We start from the raw sequence: 18,403 nt of genomic DNA, 5'->3' as shown, positions 1-18,403 counted from the left end.
GGAGTGACGTTGTGTTAATTATCGAAACCCTGCCGCTGCTGCGTCAGCAAATTCGCCGCCTGCGTATGGAAGGCAAGCGCGTGGCACTGGTGCCCACTATGGGTAACCTGCATGATGGCCATATGAAACTGGTCGACGAAGCCAAAGCCCGCGCCGATGTGGTGGTGGTTAGCATTTTCGTTAACCCAATGCAGTTCGACCGCCCGGAAGATCTGGCGCGCTACCCGCGCACCTTGCAGGAAGATTGCGAGAAGTTAAACAAGCGTAAAGTGGATTTGGTCTTTGCGCCATCGGTAAAAGAGATCTACCCGAACGGTACAGAAACCCACACCTATGTTGATGTTCCCGGCCTTTCCACTATGCTGGAAGGCGCCAGCCGCCCGGGACATTTCCGTGGCGTGTCGACCATCGTCAGCAAGCTGTTCAACCTGGTCCAGCCAGACATCGCCTGCTTCGGAGAAAAGGATTTTCAGCAACTGGCGCTGATCCGCAAAATGGTCGCTGATATGGGCTTTGATATTGAGATTGTCGGCGTGCCGATTATGCGCGCGAAAGACGGCCTTGCGCTCAGCTCCCGTAACGGTTATCTGACGGCAGAACAACGCAAAATTGCACCAGGTCTGTACAAAGTTTTAAGTTCGATTGCTGACAAATTGCAGGCTGGAGAGCGGGATCTCGATGAAATTATCGCCATTGCTGGGCAAGAGTTGAATGAAAAAGGCTTCCGCGCCGATGATATTCAGATTCGCGATGCCGACACGTTGCTGGAAGTCACTGAAAAAAGCAAACGGGCAGTGATTCTGATTGCCGCCTGGCTTGGCGATGCTCGCCTGATCGACAATAAAATGGTCGAACTGGCGTAATACTTAACTGGCGCTACGGCTGATAGCGCCAATTATTAATTGCCACGTCATCTGTCATAACACAGGTAACTTAGTTAAGGTTAATTAGCTTATCAATCTCTGTAAGTGGTAAATTTGCCAACTCTGCAACATCCTCACGAAGCATTCCTTTACTCAGAATACGCTGGGCGAATTCCTGTCTTACCTTCTGGAGTCCCTCTTTATATCCCTTCTGAAATCCCTTCTCTTCAAACCACTGCGCCAACGTCTGCCTGGTTTCTCTCCGTGTCTTTATGTCCATAGGTTCCCTTAATTATCTGGTCAGTTAATAATAATCATTATCTGGCTATAACTGATAATGCCGGCAACTTAGTTAATTAGCTTATCAAGCTCAGCAAGAGATAAATTCGTCATCTCTGCAACGTCTTCCCGAGACATCCCTTTACTCAGAAAACGCTGGGCGAATTCTTGCCTTTCCTCCTGTCTTCCCTGCTGAATCCCCTTCTCAATTCCCCTCTCAATACCCTTCTCAATACCCTTCTCTTCAAACCACTGCGCCAGCGTCATCATAGACTCCCCTCCCGTTTCCCTGTCTCTCACCACACCGTAAAACAAATCCGCTTGTTCAGTATGACCGCGTTGCAGCATATAGTTTTGCATGGCAACTAACTGACTTCCGCTAGTGTACCCTTCGTCAATCAGCGTGACCAGTTGCTCCAGCAATAACATTAAGTCGCGCTGGCGAATATGTTTTTGCAGCAGTTCGAGAATCGCAATCCGCCGATGTTTCATGATTTCATCATCTGGCGTGATGGTGATATCCACCAGCGGGAAAGGGTTGTTATAGACACGTCGCGCCAGCTCCGGTGAGTAAAACATATCAAACCAGCACATCGAGAGTGGGTAAGGCGTGGCCTCGCCCTGATAAAACAGAATCGGCACCACCAGCGGCAGCTTATCGTGGTCCGCTTCCAGATGTCGGTGCATGGCGGCAATAGAGTAGCGCATCATGCGAAAGGCCATTTTTTTGTCCGGCTTGCTTTGATGTTCAATCACAACATGCAGATAGCCGGGATTACCCAGCATTTGCACAGAATAGAGTACGTCAGTGCTATGCCCTTTCAGGCTTTCTTCGATAAAACTCCCCGACTCAAGATGCAGCGTGTCGAGATCACACAGCTCGCGTAATTCCGCTGGCAAATGTATCTCCAGGAAATCGCGGGCCGTTTCCGCATGCATTAAAAATTGTTTAAAAACCGCGTCATGCGGAGTGGTACTTGGTGCGTCCATCTTCCCTGTCTTCCATGTTGGCTTGCGTGAAGGCAGTATCCAGTCAATGTATACCGTCGTCAGCCGTCTCTTTATTGTTTACCGAGCAGCGTTCAGAGAAATTTCAATCGGTTACAGGAGTTGCATAGCGGGCTTCGGCGCGGCACGCAAACTCCCGCTGTAAATGGCCTCAGATGAGTAGACACTAAACAAAAATCGGGCAATACTGCGTGAGAATTTTCTCAAGGCAGGCATCGCCTGCTTCGTTAACGACAGGGTAGAAAGGTAGAAGTTATGATTCGCACGATGCTGCAGGGCAAACTCCACCGCGTGAAAGTGACTCATGCGGACCTGCACTATGAAGGTTCTTGCGCCATTGACCAGGATTTTCTTGACGCAGCAGGTATTCTCGAAAACGAAGCCATCGATATCTGGAATGTCACCAACGGCAAGCGTTTCTCCACCTACGCTATCGCGGCAGAACGCGGTTCGAGAATTATTTCTGTCAACGGTGCGGCGGCCCACTGCGCCAGCGTCGGTGATATTGTGATCATCGCCAGCTTCGTCACCATGCCGGATGAAGAAGCCCGTACCTGGCGGCCAAACGTCGCCTACTTTGAAGGCGACAACGAAATGAAACGTACCGCAAAAGCCATTCCGGTACAGGTTGCCTGAGTATTACCCCTGCGGCTGGTTACTCACCAGCCGCGACATTGTCTCCAGCGAATCCGTTCTTAAGATATAAAGCCGTTTTAACAACAACGGATTATCCCCCGGTTTAACTTTACCTTTCATGGTGGTCACCGCCAGATGAAACCCGGCTTCATTTGCCGCTTTAACCGCTTTATCATTAAATCCGCCAAACGGGTAAGAAAGATACAATACATGCGGATTAAATTGCGTCAGCGCCCGGCGTGAGCGTTCGAAATCAAACAGAATATTGTGCTCACTACGGCTGAGTAATATTGGTCGTCGATAACCATCAACCCGATGTAAAAAATGGGTATGTGACTGGAAATCAAAAACATCGCTGACATCACGTAGTTCAGAAATACTCATAAACTGTAATGATTGCGGATTCCATTTTTGTGGGTGACGTTTAATACGCGAGGTAATAATAAATGCCGTCGCCTTCATACCATATTGTTTCAGAACAGGATACGCATAGCGACTTACCGATTTTAAGCCATCATCAAAAGTCAGCACAACCGCGCGAGCTGGAAGATTTATCGAATTATGCAAATATCCTTCCAGTTGATACAAGGTTAACGTGGTATATCCCCTGTCGCGCAACCAGGTCATCTGGTTATTGAATGCACGTACCGACGTTGTGGTCGAAGTATGGCGAAAACGGGTATTCTCTTCATCGCGTAAAATATGATGGTAGGTCAATACAGGAATACCATTATCCTGCTGCGCATCTAACGCACTGATATAGGCCAGACGTTCGCCAATACGAATTTGATACCAGGTTTGATTCAGGCGATCTTTCAATTTATTAATAATGGGATAACGCAAATTATCGGCCAGCACACCAAATGGTGCGCTGCCAGCATCAGGCGCGTTGTATATCGGAGTATCTTTCCATGTAATAAGATTTTGGTTACTCAGTGGCTTATGTAAATCCCCCAGGCCATCTTCAACTTTTTGCCGCCCTTGTACCGGTTCCAGATGACCTTTATCAATATATCCCGTACCAAAACCAAAGTTGAATTCATAATAATCGGCTGCGGTTGGCATGACCGAAATAATCTGCCCGGCGCGAATGTTACCAACAGTTACCGTTTTGTCGCCAATTTTACCCCAGATAGCCGCATCCTGAGTGGTTTGCATATAACGCATGGGAAGCGCTGCGCCGACACCAGATGAAACCAGCAGCAGTAGAAAAATAAACTGTTTAATCATGAGGAAACAACCAGGCGAGAAACAACGCCGTTAGTGTAGCAAAATCGGAATGCGATTTAATACTCGAACCAATTGTGCTTTAGCACAAAGGGGGGATTTTTTTGTTGCTGATGCCAGAGACTACTGACTTCAGGAGCCCCCAGTTCGACAATGCGATTGCGGAACTCTGCACTCGACATTGTTTCACGACAAGCAATCATCTGTTCAATTAACGGTAGCGTGATACCAGAAATCACTTCGCAACAGGAATGTTTGTGGCTTAATAAAGACGCAACGCGATAAGGCGCTGCGCCCGCGATATCCGTGAAAAAGATCACGCCATCGCCGGAATCCGTCCCATGCAGGGCATCACATAACATTCGGCTAAGCATATTGGCACTAAGACCACGCCAAAAATTCACTGCCCGGCACTGGATAAGTGCGCCATATTTTTTTTCCAGCGCATCCAGTATCTCTTGCGCCCGATCGTCGTGACAGGTAATGACCCAACCTAACATCGCTTTCCTCCTTAGCCGAAAATCAGTCTACCCTGACCATTGTTGATAAAGGGTGATAACCGTCAAAACTCCCCTCCCCCGCATCCGGAGGAGAGGAGATCAACTTAGCTACGCAAGCCGCGTCCGCGCTGAATCAGCGACCAGCAGATCAGATAAAACGCAATAATAAAGACAACCAGTACACCAAAGGTAGTGACCAGCGGCACATCATTAATGCCGAGGAAGCCGTAGCGGAAACCACTGATCATATAGACTATCGGGTTCAGGTGCGACAGCCCCTGCCAGAACGGCGGCAGTAAAGTCAGGGAGTAAAATACCCCGCCCAAATAAGTGAGTGGCGTTAACACAAAGGTCGGCACCAGGCTGATGTCATCAAACGTTTTGGCAAACACGCCGTTCAGCAGTCCGGCAAGAGAGAACAACACCGCCGTGAGCACCAGCGTTAAAGCAACAAATACCCACGAATGCACCTGAAACGGCACAAAGAATAGCGAAATAGCCGTCACCAGCATGCCAACAAGCAGTCCGCGCGCCACGCCACCGCCGACATATCCGGCAATGATGACGTGTGTTGGCACCGGCGCTACCAGCAATTCTTCAATATTACGCTGGAACTTGGCACCAAAAAATGATGATGCAACGTTAGCGTAGGCATTGGTGATCACCGACATCATGATCAGCCCCGGCACGATAAACTGCATATAACTAAAGCCATGCATATCGCCAATGCGCGTACCAATCAGGTTACCAAAGATAATAAAATAAAGGGTCATGGTGATGACCGGCGGCACCAGCGTTTGTATCCAGATACGCATAAAGCGATGGATCTCTTTCGCCCAGATGCTTTTTAGCGCCACCCAGTAAAGATGCATCATGCGCGATCTCCTTGTTTTTCATTAACCAGTGAAACAAACAACTCTTCCAGACGGTTGGCTTTGTTACGCATACTTAATACCTGCACGCCCTGCTCACTTAGCTGCGTGAATACGCTGTTAATCCCCTGCTCGCGCAACACTTCAACTTCAAGCGTAGCGGTATCCACCAGCCGATACTGGTAGCCATCGAGCTTCGGTAATGGACTTTTCGGCGCAAGGTCGAGAATAAAGGTTTCCGATTTCAGCTTCGCCAATAGCGCCTTCATCGAAGTGTTCTCCACCAGTTCACCATGCTGAATAATGCCGATATTGCGACACAGCATTTCTGCTTCTTCCAGGTAGTGCGTGGTGAGAATGATCGTGGTGCCTTTGTCGTTTAAATCCTTCAAAAATCCCCACATTGAGCGGCGAAGTTCGATATCCACGCCTGCCGTTGGTTCATCCAGAATCAGCAGTTTAGGTTCATGCATTAACGCACGGGCGATCATTAAACGGCGTTTCATCCCACCAGATAACATACGCGCACGTTCGTTGCGTTTTCCCCACAAATCAAGCTGCTTAAGATACTTTTCGCTGCGGATATACGCTTCTTTGCGCTCTACACCGTAGTACCCCGCCTGATTCACCACAATTTGCTGCACGGTTTCAAACGGGTTGAAGTTAAATTCCTGCGGTACCAGTCCTAACTGGCGTTTGGCGTTCACGACATCTTTTTCAAGATCGTAGCCAAATACGCTGACCCGCCCGGAGGTTTTATTCACCAGCGAGCTAATAATACCGATGGTGGTCGATTTCCCGGCTCCGTTCGGCCCCAGAAGCGCATAAAAATCGCCGGCTTCGACCTGTAAATCTATTCCACGAAGCGCCTGAACGCCGCCTGGATAGGTTTTTTTAAGCTGTTGAAGTTCCAGTGCAATGGTCATAAATTTTTACTTACCTTACGTTCTTACACTTTATCTGTGGTTTAAATCGTCCCGGAGTTGCCCTATATTAGCCAAACGTAATTATTTGGTTACAGGTCGTTAACCTCCATGAAAGACATAGATACACTCATCAGCAATAATGCACTATGGTCAAAAATGCTGGTGGAAGAGGATCCCGGGTTTTTTGAGAAACTGGCACAAGCGCAAAAACCGCGCTTTCTATGGATTGGATGTTCCGACAGTCGCGTTCCTGCAGAACGTTTAACCGGTCTTGAGCCGGGCGAACTCTTTGTTCACCGTAATGTTGCCAACCTGGTCATTCACACCGATCTCAACTGCCTCTCCGTGGTGCAGTATGCAGTGGATGTTCTCGAAGTTGAACACATTATTATCTGTGGCCACTATGGTTGCGGTGGTGTGCAAGCCGCGGTTGAAAACCCGGAACTGGGGCTGATCAACAACTGGCTGCTGCACATCCGCGATATCTGGTTCAAACATAGCTCATTGCTTGGCGAAATGCCGCCAGAGCGCCGTCTGGATACCCTGTGCGAACTGAACGTAATGGAACAGGTATATAACCTGGGCCACTCCACCATTATGCAGTCAGCATGGAAACGCGGGCAGAAAGTGACCATCCACGGCTGGGCTTACGGCATTCACGACGGCTTGCTGCGCGATCTGGATGTTACAGCCACCAACCGCGAAACCCTGGAGCAACGTTATCGCCACGGGATTTCCAACCTCAAGCTAAAGCACATCAACCACAAATAAATTCGCCATGCCGGATGCAACACATCCGGCACATCCGCACTTACTCGTCCAGCAGCACCACTTTGCCGATATACGGCAGATGACGGTAACGCTGTGCGTAATCGATGCCGTAGCCAACCACAAACTCATCCGGAATAGAGAAACCGATAAATTCTACCGGTACGTTCACTTCACGGCGAGACGGTTTATCCAGCAGCGTACAAATCGCCAACGATTTCGGTTCGCGCAGGCTTAAGATTTCACGCACTTTCGACAGTGTATTACCCGAGTCGATGATATCTTCAACAATCAGCACATCCTTGCCGCGGATATCTTCATCCAGATCTTTGAGGATTTTCACATCACGGGTGGTGGACATGCCGCTACCGTAGCTGGAGGCGGTCATAAAATCGACTTCATGAGATACCTGAACTTCACGGCACAGGTCCGCCATAAACATAAATGAGCCACGCAGCAGGCCTACCAGCACCATATCGCTGCCGCTGTCTTTGTAACGCTCAGTAATCTGACGACCCAGTTCAGCGATACGCGCTTTAATCTCCGCTTCGGGGATCATTACTTCTACAGTATGTTTCATATCTCTAACCATATGATTTAAAAACAAATCACTTCGCACGGGCGGGTTTCAGCGCCGCAACAAAGCGCAAGACACGCAGTATACCAGCAAAACTATTCATTGGCGGAATCTGTTAATAAAGCTCAAATTGTGATGACGATCACACATGTTAAAACCTATAATTAATTGCTACTAAAATATTAATGAATTGAAATGGTGTTTCTTTATGGCAATTAACAATACCGGCTCGCGACGCTTACTCGTGTCGCTAACCGCCCTTTTTGCAGCACTCTGCGGGCTATATCTTCTCATTGGCGGAGGCTGGTTGGTCGCGATTGGCGGCTCCTGGTACTACCCCATCGCTGGTCTGGTGATGCTTGGCGTCGCCTGGATGTTGTGGCGCAGTAAACGCGCAGCACTTTGGCTGTACGCCGCTCTGCTGCTCGGCACCATGATTTGGGGCGTCTGGGAGGTCGGTTTCGATTTCTGGGCACTCACTCCGCGCAGCGATATCCTGGTCTTCTTCGGTATCTGGCTGATCCTGCCGTTTGTCTGGCATCGCCTGGTCATTCCTGCCAGCGGCGCAGTTGCCGCACTGGTGGTCGCACTGTTGATTAGCGGTGGTATCCTCACCTGGGCCGGATTTCACGATCCGCAGGAAATCAACGGCACCTTAAGCGCTGATGCCACACCTGCCGAAGCTATCTCCCCCGTTGCCGATCAGGACTGGCCTGCCTATGGCCGCAATCAGGAAGGTCAACGCTATTCACCACTGAAGCAGATTAACGCCGATAACGTCCACAAGCTGAAAGAAGCCTGGGTGTTCCGCACAGGCGATGTGAAACAGCCGAACGATCCGGGCGAAATCACCAATGAAGTGACGCCGATTAAAGTAGGCGACACGCTTTACCTGTGTACCGCTCACCAGCGTCTGTTTGCGCTCGATGCCGCCAGCGGCAAAGAGAAATGGCATTACGATCCTGAGCTGAAAACCAACGAGTCTTTCCAGCATGTAACCTGCCGTGGCGTCTCTTACCATGAAGCCAAAGCAGAAACTGCTTCGCCGGAAGTGATGGCGGATTGCCCGCGTCGTATCATTCTTCCTGTGAATGATGGTCGCCTGATTGCAATTAACGCTGAAAACGGCAAGCTGTGCGAAACCTTCGCCAATAAAGGCGTGCTCAACCTGCAAAGCAACATGCCGGATACCAAACCGGGTCTGTATGAACCGACGTCGCCGCCGATTATCACCGATAAAACCATCGTGATGGCCGGTTCAGTCACCGATAACTTCTCAACCCGCGAAACGTCTGGCGTAATCCGTGGTTTTGATGTCAACACCGGTGAACTGCTGTGGGCTTTTGATCCGGGCGCGAAAGATCCGAACGCCATCCCATCAGACGAACACACCTTTACCTTTAACTCGCCAAACTCGTGGGCACCTGCGGCCTATGATGCGAAGCTGGATCTGGTGTATCTGCCGATGGGCGTGACCACGCCCGATATCTGGGGCGGTAACCGCACACCGGAACAGGAACGTTATGCCAGCTCGATTCTGGCACTGAATGCCACCACCGGGAAACTGGCGTGGAGTTACCAGACCGTTCACCACGACCTGTGGGATATGGATCTTCCGGCACAACCAACGCTGGCGGATATCACCGTTAACGGTGAAAAAGTGCCGGTCATTTACGCTCCTGCAAAAACTGGCAACATTTTTGTACTCGATCGTCGTAATGGCGAACTGGTCGTTCCGGCTCCGGAAAAACCGGTTCCACAAGGCGCAGCGAAAGGCGATTACGTTACTCCTACCCAACCGTTCTCTGAACTCAGCTTCCGTCCGACGAAAGATTTGAGCGGTGCGGATATGTGGGGTGCCACCATGTTTGACCAACTGGTGTGCCGCGTGATGTTCCACCAAATGCGCTATGAAGGCATTTTCACCCCACCATCTGAACAGGGTACTCTGGTCTTCCCGGGTAACCTGGGAATGTTCGAATGGGGCGGGATTTCCGTTGATCCGAATCGTGAAGTGGCAATTGCCAACCCAATGGCGCTACCGTTTGTGTCGAAACTGATCCCGCGTGGCCCGGGTAACCCGATGGAACAGCCAAAAGATGCCAAAGGCACAGGTACGGAATCCGGCATTCAGCCGCAATATGGCGTGCCGTATGGCGTAACGCTCAACCCGTTCCTTTCGCCGTTTGGTCTGCCATGTAAACAGCCTGCCTGGGGATACATCTCGGCGCTGGATCTGAAAACCAATGAAGTGGTATGGAAGAAACGTATTGGTACGCCGCAGGACAGTATGCCGTTCCCGATGCCCGTTCCGGTGCCGTTCAATATGGGGATGCCAATGCTCGGCGGGCCAATCTCCACTGCGGGCAACGTGTTGTTTATTGCCGCTACGGCAGATAACTACTTGCGCGCTTACAACATGAGCAACGGTGAAAAACTGTGGCAGGGCCGTTTACCAGCAGGTGGTCAGGCAACGCCGATGACCTATGAAGTGAATGATAAGCAATATGTGGTGATCTCCGCAGGCGGTCACGGTTCATTTGGTACGAAGATGGGCGACTATATTGTGGCTTATGCGTTACCGGATGATGTGAAGTAACCATAATGCCCGGAGAGATCCGGGCATATTCCCGAAGACGCTGTTTTTACACCGTAAACCCTAACATCATCCCCGTATCTTCATGCTCCAGCAGATGGCAGTGCGCCATATAAGCATGTTCTTTCGGTGCATCGTGATTAAACTTCACCAGCACCTCACTGACATTACCTTCCACCTTCACAGTATCTTTCCAGCCCGCGCGATGCACCGCTGGTGGTTGGCCATTTTCCGACAAGATACGGAACTGGGTGCCGTGAATATGGAACGGATGCAACATCATGTCGCCAACGCCAGAGATAATCCAACGTTCGAACTTCCCTTTCGCCGCCGCAAACATCGGCTTGTTCATATCGAAGGCCTGACCGTTGATTTTATTAGCATGGTGAAAATCGAACTTCCCGCCGTGGTTCATATGATTCATATTGCCGTGGCCCATGTGGCCCATCATCTGGCTGTGGTTCATTCCGCTCATTGCCTGATCGCCATATTTCTCCATTAACATCTGCATCCCCATCATATCGAGCATCGGATCCATAGAGAGTTGCAGTTTGCGTATCGTTAATCCGTCCAACGAAGGTAACGCTGGCAGGCTACTCAAGGTATCCGGCAAAGCACCAGAGGCACTAATGGCAATCGGCTGAATACGCATTACCGGGTGCGGCTTGTCAAACGGTGCAATCGCCATTCCCATCTGGCTGACAGGCAGTGTCACCAGATCAAACGGTTTGTTGTCGTTAACCTCCACCAGCACTTCAAAACGCTCGCCCATCAGCACCGGAAGTTCACTCACCTTCACCGGTTCAGGCAACAGGCCACCATCGCTGGCGATCACATACAGCGGGCGATTGTCACTGGTGGCAAAATTGAGCGAGCGGGCGTTACAGCCATTGAGCAAACGCAGCCGCAACCAGCCACGCGGCGCGGCATGTTGCGGGTAAATAGCGCCGTTGGTCAGCAACGTATCGCCAAACCAGCCCACGGCGGCGGTCATCACATCGAGTTGATAATCAATCTGCCCGTCGGCGTTAAATTTTTTATCCTGAACAATCACCGGGACATCATCGATCCCCCACTGTTTTGGCAGCATTAATTTCAGGATCTCATCGTCCTCAATCACCACCAGCCCAGCCAGCCCCATCGCCACCTGACGCCCGGTTTTGCCATGTTGATGCGGGTGGAACCAGCAGGTAGCGGCAGGCTGATCGACATTCAGCGTCACTGTGCGTTTACCGCCAGGCGGAATAATTCCCTGCGGGCCGCCGTCCACTTCCCCCGGCACTTCCAGACCGTGCCAGTGCAACGTCGTCTCTTCCGCCAGTTGGTTATAGATATCAACCGTCACGGCTTTTCCACGCTGTAACTTCACCGCAGGCCCCAATAAATTGCCGTTATAGCCCCAGGTGGTCGCCGTTTTTCCAGCAAAGGTGGACTGGCCTGTGCCAATGGTCAACTGAATGCGATTACGGGCATCGGTAGCGAGCAAATCAGGGATCGGTAATGTTGGGCGTTCAGCAGCAAAAACCGCGCGGCTCCATAGTGGTAAAGCAGAAGCCACGCCCAACGCGACGGAATATTTTAAGAAATCACGACGTTGCATAGATATTTCCTTATTCTCAAGCAGGCGAAACAAAATCAAACGTTGAGCATAGTCCTTCCCCTTACGGGAAGGTCAAGCCACAGACACAACTTAATCCACAATAATGGTCGTCGCCTCGCTCGCAGTGTGCTAACGTTTATCTTCTTTAAGCCCCTGGTAGAAGCAATGAAGACGTTTTTCAGAACAGTATTATTCGGCAGCCTGATGGCTGTATGCGCAAACAGTTACGCGCTCAGCGAGTCTGAAGCCGAAGATATGGCCGATTTAACGGCAGTTTTTGTTTTTCTGAAGAACGATTGCGGTTACCAGAACTTGCCTAACGGGCAGATTCGTCGCGCACTGGTCTTTTTTGCCCAGCAAAACCAGTGGGATCTCAGCAACTACGACAACTTCGACATGAAAGCCCTCGGTGAAGATAGCTACCGCGATCTGAGCGGTATCGGCATTCCCGTCGCTAAAAAGTGTAAAGCCCTGGCCCGCGATTCCTTAAGCCTGCTTGCCTACGTAAAATAATTCCTGATACCTTTTTGTAGAAACATTGACCGTGCATCCGCGGTCAATGTTAGCTATTATGTTGCGCCCTTTTTTTACGGGTGTTAACAAAGGAGGTATCAACCCATGGCCGAAAAAAAACTGTGGCATGAAACGCTACACGACCAGTTTGGGCAGTACTTTGCTGTAGATAACGTTCTGTATCATGAAAAGACCGATCATCAGGATCTGATCATTTTTGAGAACGCCGCATTTGGTCGCGTAATGGCGCTGGATGGTGTAGTACAGACCACCGAGCGCGACGAATTTATCTATCATGAGATGATGACCCACGTTCCGCTGCTGGCTCACGGTCACGCTAAACACGTGTTAATCATTGGCGGCGGCGACGGCGCGATGTTACGTGAAGTAAGCCGACATAAAAACGTTGAGTCAATCACGATGGTGGAAATCGACGCGGGCGTAGTGTCTTTCTGCCGTCAGTATCTGCCTAACCATAACGCCGGTAGCTACGACGATCCCCGTTTTAAACTGGTGATCGACGATGGCGTCAATTTCGTGAATCAAACCAGCCAGACCTTTGATGTCATCATCTCCGACTGCACCGATCCCATCGGTCCCGGCGAAAGCCTGTTCACCTCAGCATTTTATGAAGGCTGCAAACGCTGCCTGAATCCTGGCGGTATTTTTGTCGCGCAAAACGGCGTCTGCTTTTTACAGCAGGAAGAAGCCATCGACAGCCATCGCAAACTCAGCCATTACTTCAGCGATGTTGGCTTTTATCAGGCGGCAATCCCGACCTATTACGGCGGCATCATGACCTTTGCATGGGCGACAGATAACGACGCCTTACGCCATCTCTCTACCGAAATTATTCAGGCACGTTTTCTCGCCTCTGGCCTGAAATGCCGTTATTACAACCCGGCAATCCACACGGCAGCGTTTGCCTTACCCCAGTATCTGCAAGACGCACTGGCTTCACAGGCGTCCTAAGGAGAAGATAAGAAATTGAAAAAACTGAAACTGCATGGCTTTAATAATCTGACCAAAAGTCTGAGTTTTTGTATTTACGATATCTGCTACGCCAAAACCGCCGAAGAGCGCGACGGTTATATCGCTTATATCGATGAACTCTATAATGCCAACCGTCTGACCGAAATCCTGTCAGAAACTTGTTCCATTATCGGGGCCAATATTCTTAACATCGCCCGCCAGGATTACGAACCACAAGGTGCCAGCGTCACTATTCTGGTGAGCGAAGAACCTGTCGACCCGAAACTTATCGACAAAACGGAACACCCCGGCCCGCTGCCAGAAGCCGTGGTTGCGCATCTCGATAAAAGTCATATTTGCGTACATACCTACCCGGAAAGCCATCCTGAAGGCGGTTTATGTACTTTCCGCGCCGACATAGAAGTCTCTACCTGCGGCGTGATTTCCCCGCTGAAGGCGCTGAATTACCTGATCCACCAGCTTGAATCCGATATCGTGACCATTGATTATCGCGTGCGCGGTTTTACCCGCGATATTAACGGTATGAAGCACTTTATCGACCATGAGATTAATTCGATTCAGAACTTTATGTCTGAAGATATAAAGGCGCTGTATGACATGGTGGATGTAAACGTCTATCAGGAAAATATCTTCCATACCAAGATGTTGCTTAAAGAGTTCGACCTTAAGCACTACATGTTCCACACCAAACCGGAAGATTTAACCGACAGCGAGCGCAAAGAGATTACCGCTGCGCTATGGAAAGAAATGCGCGAAATTTATTACGGGCGTAATATGCCTGCCGTTTAACGGCTCTGGCGGAGCACGAAGGCTCCGCCAGATTTACCTACTTCTGCTGTACGAAATTGCGGTACGCCGCCACCACCTGAAGAAAATCCTCAACGCCGCACAGCGACAGGCTTTCTTCGTCGTAGTAGTTCATCCCTTCTTCCATTTCGTCACCCGCAAATTCCAGTTGATTGGCGCGGATCATCACCTCCTCGCCATCCATCCACAGGGTGTATTCGTGCCCTGCCCGCTGCCAGGAACGTTCGCTACCTTTTAATGTGCGCGCGGCTTGTTCCACTTCATCAAGCAAGGCCAGGTTTTCTTTCACCTCTTCATTAAACCAGTGCCCGACCACTTCATGCCCCATGGACATGCGCACCTTTACCACTCCGGTAATATCGCGCAGAAATTCGTAATCCATAGTGTGTTCCTCTGCTCCCGGCAATGCGCCGAAATCGCATTGCGCCATTGATGTAATTATCGCAGCCTTACCAGAGAAAAACAGCGGAACGACGATGGTTTAGAGATAAAAATAGTGAAAAAAGCGTTCCAGCCACCATGGCCAGAATTTTTGTCATTTTCGACAGACATCTTCTTACCAGGGAAGAAGACAATCCAGTGCTACTCTGCGCACAAAACATAGATTAATAAAGAGGGTGAATTGTTTTATAATCAAAAATCCACCAGTCATCCGTAATCTTGCCATTATCATAAAGTTGAAGATCGCTACTTCCCTCTGCGTCGGTGGTTGTTATCACATCAGCATTTCGCTTCCAGTGTGATATAGGAGATTCAGTGCTCATGGTTAAAAGGTTTTCTTTCATCGGCTCACACTGTGCGCATCCCCTGACATTACCGTCCTCATAAAAACCCACTAATCCACCATTTGCGACAAACAAATATTGTAATTTTGCTGTCGCGGCAAAAGCGTTGCCGCATAGTAGAAAAAAGATAATTATAATAAACGCTTTTTTCATTCACTTTATCTCCATTAAGTGAAAAACTTCACCCTGTAATAACCAGCAGAAAACCAAATAAGATAAACACTATCAATATCTTATTTCGCCTATCAGAATTGAAATCGATTGATTTTTTAGCGAACATATTCATTTAAAACATAAAAATATAATTCACTAAAATGATAACGACATTATTATGATAATCGCTCTCTTACATGCAGGGAAACACTATCATTAAGGAAAAGAGTGCGGGTTCTGAGAATTAACGTTATTGAGTTGCCCGTCAGATATTCCGGCAAAAAAAAGCCACTCCCCAAAAGAAGTGGCTCAGATTGCTGACAAAGTGCGCTTTGTTCTTGCCGGATGCGGCGTAAACGCCTTATCCGGCCTACAAAATAGTGCAAATTCAATAAATTGCAGAAACGTTGTAGGCCTGATAAGCGCAGCGCATCAGGCAATGTTGCGTTTATCATCAGTCTTAGCCACTTCCCAAAAGAAGTGGCTTTTCACAACAGGCTACTACCTTAAACCGCAGTCTGGAAAATCACCCCATCCGCTTTTTCGGTGTACTGAGAAAGCTGGTTGAAGTTCAGATAACGGTAAGTATCAACGGCTGTTTTATCTACCTGCGCAACGTAGGTCTGGTACTCTTCCGGCGTTGGCAGTTTGCCAAGAAGCGCTGCAACGGCTGCCAGTTCCGCAGAAGCCAGGAAGACGTTCGCGCCAGTACCCAGACGGTTCGGGAAGTTACGGGTAGAGGTGGAAACCACCGTCGCGCCGTCCGCCACACGCGCCTGGTTACCCATGCACAGTGAACAGCCCGGGATCTCGATACGCGCGCCGCTCTTACCGAAGACGCTGTAGTAGCCTTCTTCTGTCAGTTGCGCGGCGTCCATCCGGGTTGGCGGTGCTACCCACAGGCGGGTCGGCAACTGGCCTTTATGCGCATCCAGCAGTTTACCTGCTGCACGGAAGTGACCGATGTTGGTCATGCAAGAACCGATAAACACTTCGTCGATCTTCTCGCCCTGAACCGCTGACAGCGGACGTGCGTCATCCGGATCGTTCGGTGCACAGAGGATTGGCTCTTTGATATCGGCCAGATCGATGTCGATCACTGCCGCGTATTCGGCATCAGCATCGGCTTCCAGCAGCTCAGGATCCGCCAACCATTTTTCCATGCCCTGAATACGACGTTCCAGGGTACGACGATCGCCGTAACCTTCCGCGATCATCCACTTCAGCAGGACAATGTTGGAGTTCAGGTATTCGATGATCGGCTCTTTGTTCAGCTTGATGGTACAGCCCGCAGCGGAACGTTCAGCGGAAGCATCGGTCAACTCAAATGCCTGCTCAACTTTCAGATCCGGCAGGCCTTCAATTTCCAGAATGCGACCAGAGAAGATGTTTTTCTTACCTTTCTTCTCAACGGTCAGCAGACCTTGCTTGATTGCGTACAGCGGGATCGCGTGTACCAGATCGCGCAGGGTGATGCCCGGCTGCATTTTGCCTTTGAAGCGCACCAGAACGGATTCCGGCATATCCAGCGGCATGACGCCAGTCGCCGCAGCAAACGCGACCAGACCAGAACCTGCCGGGAAGGAGATACCGATCGGGAAACGCGTATGGGAGTCACCACCGGTGCCCACGGTATCCGGCAGCAGCATACGGTTCAACCAGGAGTGGATTACGCCATCACCTGGGCGCAGCGACACACCGCCACGGTTCATAATGAAGTCAGGCAGCGTATGGTGCGTGTTAACGTCAACCGGCTTCGGATACGCCGCTGTATGACAGAAAGACTGCATCACCAGGTCAGCCGAGAAGCCCAGGCACGCCAGGTCTTTCAGTTCATCACGGGTCATTGGGCCGGTAGTGTCCTGAGAGCCGACAGACGTCATTTTCGGTTCGCAGTAAGCGCCCGGACGAATGCCTTTCACGCCACAGGCGCGCCCCACCATTTTCTGTGCCAGCGAGAAGCCACGATCGCTTTCAGCGACATCTTTCGCCTGACGGAACACATCGCTCTGCGGCAGACCGAGCGCTTCACGCGCTTTGGTGGTCAGACCGCGACCGATAATCAGCGGAATACGACCGCCCGCCCGCACTTCATCAATCAGTACGTCGGTTTTTAGTTCAAAGGTCGCCAGCAGTTCACCGGTTTCGTGGTTACGCACTTCACCTTTGTACGGGTAAACGTCAATCACGTCGCCCATATTCAGGTTGGAAACGTCCACTTCAATTGGCAGCGCACCGGCATCTTCCATTGTGTTAAAGAAGATTGGCGCAATTTTGCCGCCGAGACACAGACCGCCGCCGCGTTTGTTCGGCACATGTGGAATATCGTCGCCCATAAACCACAGTACAGAGTTAGTGGCGGATTTACGCGAAGACCCCGTACCCACAACGTCACCCACATAAGCCAGCGGGAAACCTTTCTGTTGCAGGGCTTCGATCTGCTTGATCGGGCCAACAACACCGGGTTGATCTGGCTCGATCCCTTCGCGGGCGTTTTTCAGCATCGCCAGCGCGTGCAGCGGGATATCCGGGCGTGACCACGCATCCGGTGCCGGAGAGAGGTCATCAGTGTTGGTTTCGCCGGTGACCTTGAAGACGGTAACGGTCAGTTTTTCAGCCAGTGCCGGGCGATTCAGGAACCATTCAGCATCCGCCCAGGACTGCATAACCTGCTTCGCGTATTTGTTACCTGCTTTGGCTTTCTCTTCTACGTCATAGAAGTTATCGAACATCAGCAGCGTGTGGGACAGTGCTTTAGCAGCGATCGGTGCCAGTTTGGCATCGTCCAGCGCGTCGATCAGCGGATGAATGTTGTAACCACCCTGCATGGTGCCCAGCAGTTCAATGGCTTTTTCCGGAGTCAGCAGCGGAGATTTGGCTTCACCTTTTGCGACGGCGGCCAGGAAGCCTGCTTTTACATAGGCTGCTTCATCGACGCCAGGGGGAACACGGTTGGTTAACAGATCTAACAGGAATTCTTCTTCGCCCGCGGGCGGTTTTTTCAGCAGCTCTACGAGCGCGGCCATTTGGTTTGCATCCAGGGGTTTGGGCGCAATCCCCTCAGCGGCACGCTCAGCTACGTGCTTACGGTATTCTTCTAGCACGACGGTTCTCCTCGCTCTCATTGTCATAGTGCGGCAGGCGATTCTCTTCACGCTCCTGTGAGACAGCAGTTTGTAGGGTAAATGCCCAGTACCGCAACGGGCAGAATAGCAGGATTTTGACGATGTGTTAATCTGTTTACAAAAAAGCAACATAAAAAAGTGGCTGAATCGTTAAGGATAGTCTAGAGATTGTTTC

Annotated in this window: 18 protein-coding genes; 7 read left to right on the top strand and 11 right to left on the bottom strand. The window is 50.4% G+C overall.

The genetic code is table 11. From position 1 onward, the window contains the following. Nucleotides 1–11 precede the first annotated feature (11 nt). Entirely contained in the window at nt 12–863 is an 852-nt protein-coding gene (gene panC / locus C7B16_RS02705; protein ID WP_000905373.1) for a pantoate--beta-alanine ligase, read from the top strand. 70 nt (nt 864–933) lie between these two features. Here panC and C7B16_RS02700 read toward each other — a convergent pair whose 3' ends face one another. Together C7B16_RS02700 and C7B16_RS02695 are read right to left on the bottom strand one after the other, a co-directional pair. Beyond that, the gene (locus tag C7B16_RS02700; RefSeq protein ID WP_107179324.1) at nt 934–1,143 is read right to left on the bottom strand and encodes a hypothetical protein; all 210 of its coding nucleotides are present in this window, start codon (nt 1,141–1,143) and stop codon (nt 934–936) included. A gap of 68 nt (nt 1,144–1,211) precedes the next feature. Continuing rightward, on the bottom strand, nt 1,212–2,132 hold the full coding sequence (locus tag C7B16_RS02695; protein WP_105276082.1) for an Rpn family recombination-promoting nuclease/putative transposase: 921 nt from the start codon (nt 2,130–2,132) through the stop codon (nt 1,212–1,214). A gap of 273 nt (nt 2,133–2,405) precedes the next feature. Between C7B16_RS02695 and panD the strand changes: the two genes are divergently transcribed. Beyond that, nucleotides 2,406–2,786: an aspartate 1-decarboxylase gene (panD, locus tag C7B16_RS02685; protein WP_000621515.1), complete on the top strand. Its 381-nt coding sequence runs from the start codon at nt 2,406–2,408 to the stop codon at nt 2,784–2,786. Nucleotides 2,787–2,789: 3 nt separating this feature from the next. On the opposite strand, the gene C7B16_RS02680 is transcribed toward panD, so the two are convergent. The 4 genes from C7B16_RS02680 to C7B16_RS02665 all read right to left on the bottom strand — a co-directional run bounded on the left by C7B16_RS02680 (nt 2,790) and on the right by C7B16_RS02665 (nt 6,311). Then, a complete protein-coding gene (locus tag C7B16_RS02680; RefSeq protein ID WP_107179323.1) occupies nt 2,790–4,016 on the bottom strand; it encodes a polysaccharide deacetylase family protein in 1,227 nt (408 codons plus the stop codon). 56 nt (nt 4,017–4,072) lie between these two features. After that, on the bottom strand, nt 4,073–4,513 hold the full coding sequence (locus C7B16_RS02675) for a PTS sugar transporter subunit IIA (RefSeq protein WP_000901999.1): 441 nt from the start codon (nt 4,511–4,513) through the stop codon (nt 4,073–4,075). Between the two features lie 104 nt (nt 4,514–4,617). Further along, nucleotides 4,618–5,388 (bottom strand): ABC transporter permease, encoded by a 771-nt coding sequence (locus tag C7B16_RS02670; protein WP_107179322.1) that lies wholly within the window; start codon nt 5,386–5,388, stop codon nt 4,618–4,620. Continuing rightward, entirely contained in the window at nt 5,385–6,311 is a 927-nt protein-coding gene (locus tag C7B16_RS02665; RefSeq protein WP_000150640.1) for an ABC transporter ATP-binding protein, read from the bottom strand. The genes C7B16_RS02670 and C7B16_RS02665 overlap by 4 nt, the downstream gene beginning before the upstream one ends. A 108-nt stretch (nt 6,312–6,419) precedes the next feature. Between C7B16_RS02665 and can the strand changes: the two genes are divergently transcribed. Beyond that, complete coding sequence (gene can / locus C7B16_RS02660) at nt 6,420–7,082, top strand: carbonate dehydratase (RefSeq protein ID WP_000651596.1); 663 nt, start codon at nt 6,420–6,422, stop codon at nt 7,080–7,082. Between the two features lie 40 nt (nt 7,083–7,122). Here can and hpt read toward each other — a convergent pair whose 3' ends face one another. Next, nucleotides 7,123–7,659: a hypoxanthine phosphoribosyltransferase gene (gene hpt, locus C7B16_RS02655; protein WP_000683336.1), complete on the bottom strand. Its 537-nt coding sequence runs from the start codon at nt 7,657–7,659 to the stop codon at nt 7,123–7,125. 205 nt (nt 7,660–7,864) lie between these two features. On the opposite strand from hpt, the gene gcd reads away from it, so the two are divergent. Beyond that, nucleotides 7,865–10,255: a quinoprotein glucose dehydrogenase gene (gcd, locus tag C7B16_RS02650; protein WP_107179321.1), complete on the top strand. Its 2,391-nt coding sequence runs from the start codon at nt 7,865–7,867 to the stop codon at nt 10,253–10,255. 46 nt (nt 10,256–10,301) lie between these two features. Here gcd and cueO read toward each other — a convergent pair whose 3' ends face one another. After that, nucleotides 10,302–11,852, bottom strand: coding sequence for a multicopper oxidase CueO (gene cueO, locus C7B16_RS02645; RefSeq protein ID WP_016249616.1), 1,551 nt, complete (start codon nt 11,850–11,852; stop codon nt 10,302–10,304). Nucleotides 11,853–12,017: 165 nt separating this feature from the next. Between cueO and C7B16_RS02640 the strand changes: the two genes are divergently transcribed. From C7B16_RS02640 to speD, 3 genes are all read left to right on the top strand, one after another. Next, a complete protein-coding gene (locus C7B16_RS02640; protein ID WP_000846616.1) occupies nt 12,018–12,365 on the top strand; it encodes a YacC family pilotin-like protein in 348 nt (115 codons plus the stop codon). A 105-nt stretch (nt 12,366–12,470) separates the two neighbouring features. Next, entirely contained in the window at nt 12,471–13,337 is an 867-nt protein-coding gene (gene speE / locus C7B16_RS02635) for a polyamine aminopropyltransferase (RefSeq protein WP_000818362.1), read from the top strand. 15 nt (nt 13,338–13,352) lie between these two features. Further along, a complete protein-coding gene (gene speD / locus C7B16_RS02630) occupies nt 13,353–14,147 on the top strand; it encodes an adenosylmethionine decarboxylase (protein ID WP_000734282.1) in 795 nt (264 codons plus the stop codon). A 37-nt stretch (nt 14,148–14,184) separates the two neighbouring features. Here speD and yacL read toward each other — a convergent pair whose 3' ends face one another. From yacL to acnB, 3 genes are all read right to left on the bottom strand, one after another. Continuing rightward, nucleotides 14,185–14,547 (bottom strand): protein YacL, encoded by a 363-nt coding sequence (gene yacL / locus C7B16_RS02625; RefSeq protein ID WP_001517750.1) that lies wholly within the window; start codon nt 14,545–14,547, stop codon nt 14,185–14,187. Nucleotides 14,548–14,770: 223 nt separating this feature from the next. Continuing rightward, the gene (locus C7B16_RS02620) at nt 14,771–15,103 is read right to left on the bottom strand and encodes a hypothetical protein (protein ID WP_000708862.1); all 333 of its coding nucleotides are present in this window, start codon (nt 15,101–15,103) and stop codon (nt 14,771–14,773) included. Nucleotides 15,104–15,609: 506 nt separating this feature from the next. After that, nucleotides 15,610–18,207 carry a bifunctional aconitate hydratase 2/2-methylisocitrate dehydratase gene (acnB, locus tag C7B16_RS02610; protein ID WP_016262872.1) on the bottom strand — a complete coding sequence of 866 codons (2,598 nt, stop codon included), beginning with the start codon at nt 18,205–18,207 and terminating at the stop codon, nt 15,610–15,612. Between the last annotated feature and the right edge of the window lie 196 nt (nt 18,208–18,403).

Source organism: Escherichia sp. 20412-1 (genome assembly GCF_003027595.1).
Classification (GTDB): domain Bacteria; phylum Pseudomonadota; class Gammaproteobacteria; order Enterobacterales; family Enterobacteriaceae; genus Escherichia; species Escherichia marmotae.
This window is presented reverse-complemented; position numbering and strand designations above follow the sequence as displayed.

Coding starts and splice junctions, on each gene's coding strand:
- C7B16_RS02700 (WP_107179324.1), bottom strand. CDS start 1,143: ATGGACATAAAGACACGGAGAGAAACCAGGCAGACGTTGGCGCAGTGG.
- C7B16_RS02695 (WP_105276082.1), bottom strand. CDS start 2,132: ATGGACGCACCAAGTACCACTCCGCATGACGCGGTTTTTAAACAATTT.
- panD (WP_000621515.1), top strand. CDS start 2,406: ATGATTCGCACGATGCTGCAGGGCAAACTCCACCGCGTGAAAGTGACT.
- C7B16_RS02680 (WP_107179323.1), bottom strand. CDS start 4,016: ATGATTAAACAGTTTATTTTTCTACTGCTGCTGGTTTCATCTGGTGTC.
- C7B16_RS02675 (WP_000901999.1), bottom strand. CDS start 4,513: ATGTTAGGTTGGGTCATTACCTGTCACGACGATCGGGCGCAAGAGATA.
- C7B16_RS02670 (WP_107179322.1), bottom strand. CDS start 5,388: ATGATGCATCTTTACTGGGTGGCGCTAAAAAGCATCTGGGCGAAAGAG.
- C7B16_RS02665 (WP_000150640.1), bottom strand. CDS start 6,311: ATGACCATTGCACTGGAACTTCAACAGCTTAAAAAAACCTATCCAGGC.
- can (WP_000651596.1), top strand. CDS start 6,420: ATGAAAGACATAGATACACTCATCAGCAATAATGCACTATGGTCAAAA.
- hpt (WP_000683336.1), bottom strand. CDS start 7,659: ATGAAACATACTGTAGAAGTAATGATCCCCGAAGCGGAGATTAAAGCG.
- gcd (WP_107179321.1), top strand. CDS start 7,865: ATGGCAATTAACAATACCGGCTCGCGACGCTTACTCGTGTCGCTAACC.
- cueO (WP_016249616.1), bottom strand. CDS start 11,852: ATGCAACGTCGTGATTTCTTAAAATATTCCGTCGCGTTGGGCGTGGCT.
- C7B16_RS02640 (WP_000846616.1), top strand. CDS start 12,018: ATGAAGACGTTTTTCAGAACAGTATTATTCGGCAGCCTGATGGCTGTA.
- speE (WP_000818362.1), top strand. CDS start 12,471: ATGGCCGAAAAAAAACTGTGGCATGAAACGCTACACGACCAGTTTGGG.
- yacL (WP_001517750.1), bottom strand. CDS start 14,547: ATGGATTACGAATTTCTGCGCGATATTACCGGAGTGGTAAAGGTGCGC.
- C7B16_RS02620 (WP_000708862.1), bottom strand. CDS start 15,103: ATGAAAAAAGCGTTTATTATAATTATCTTTTTTCTACTATGCGGCAAC.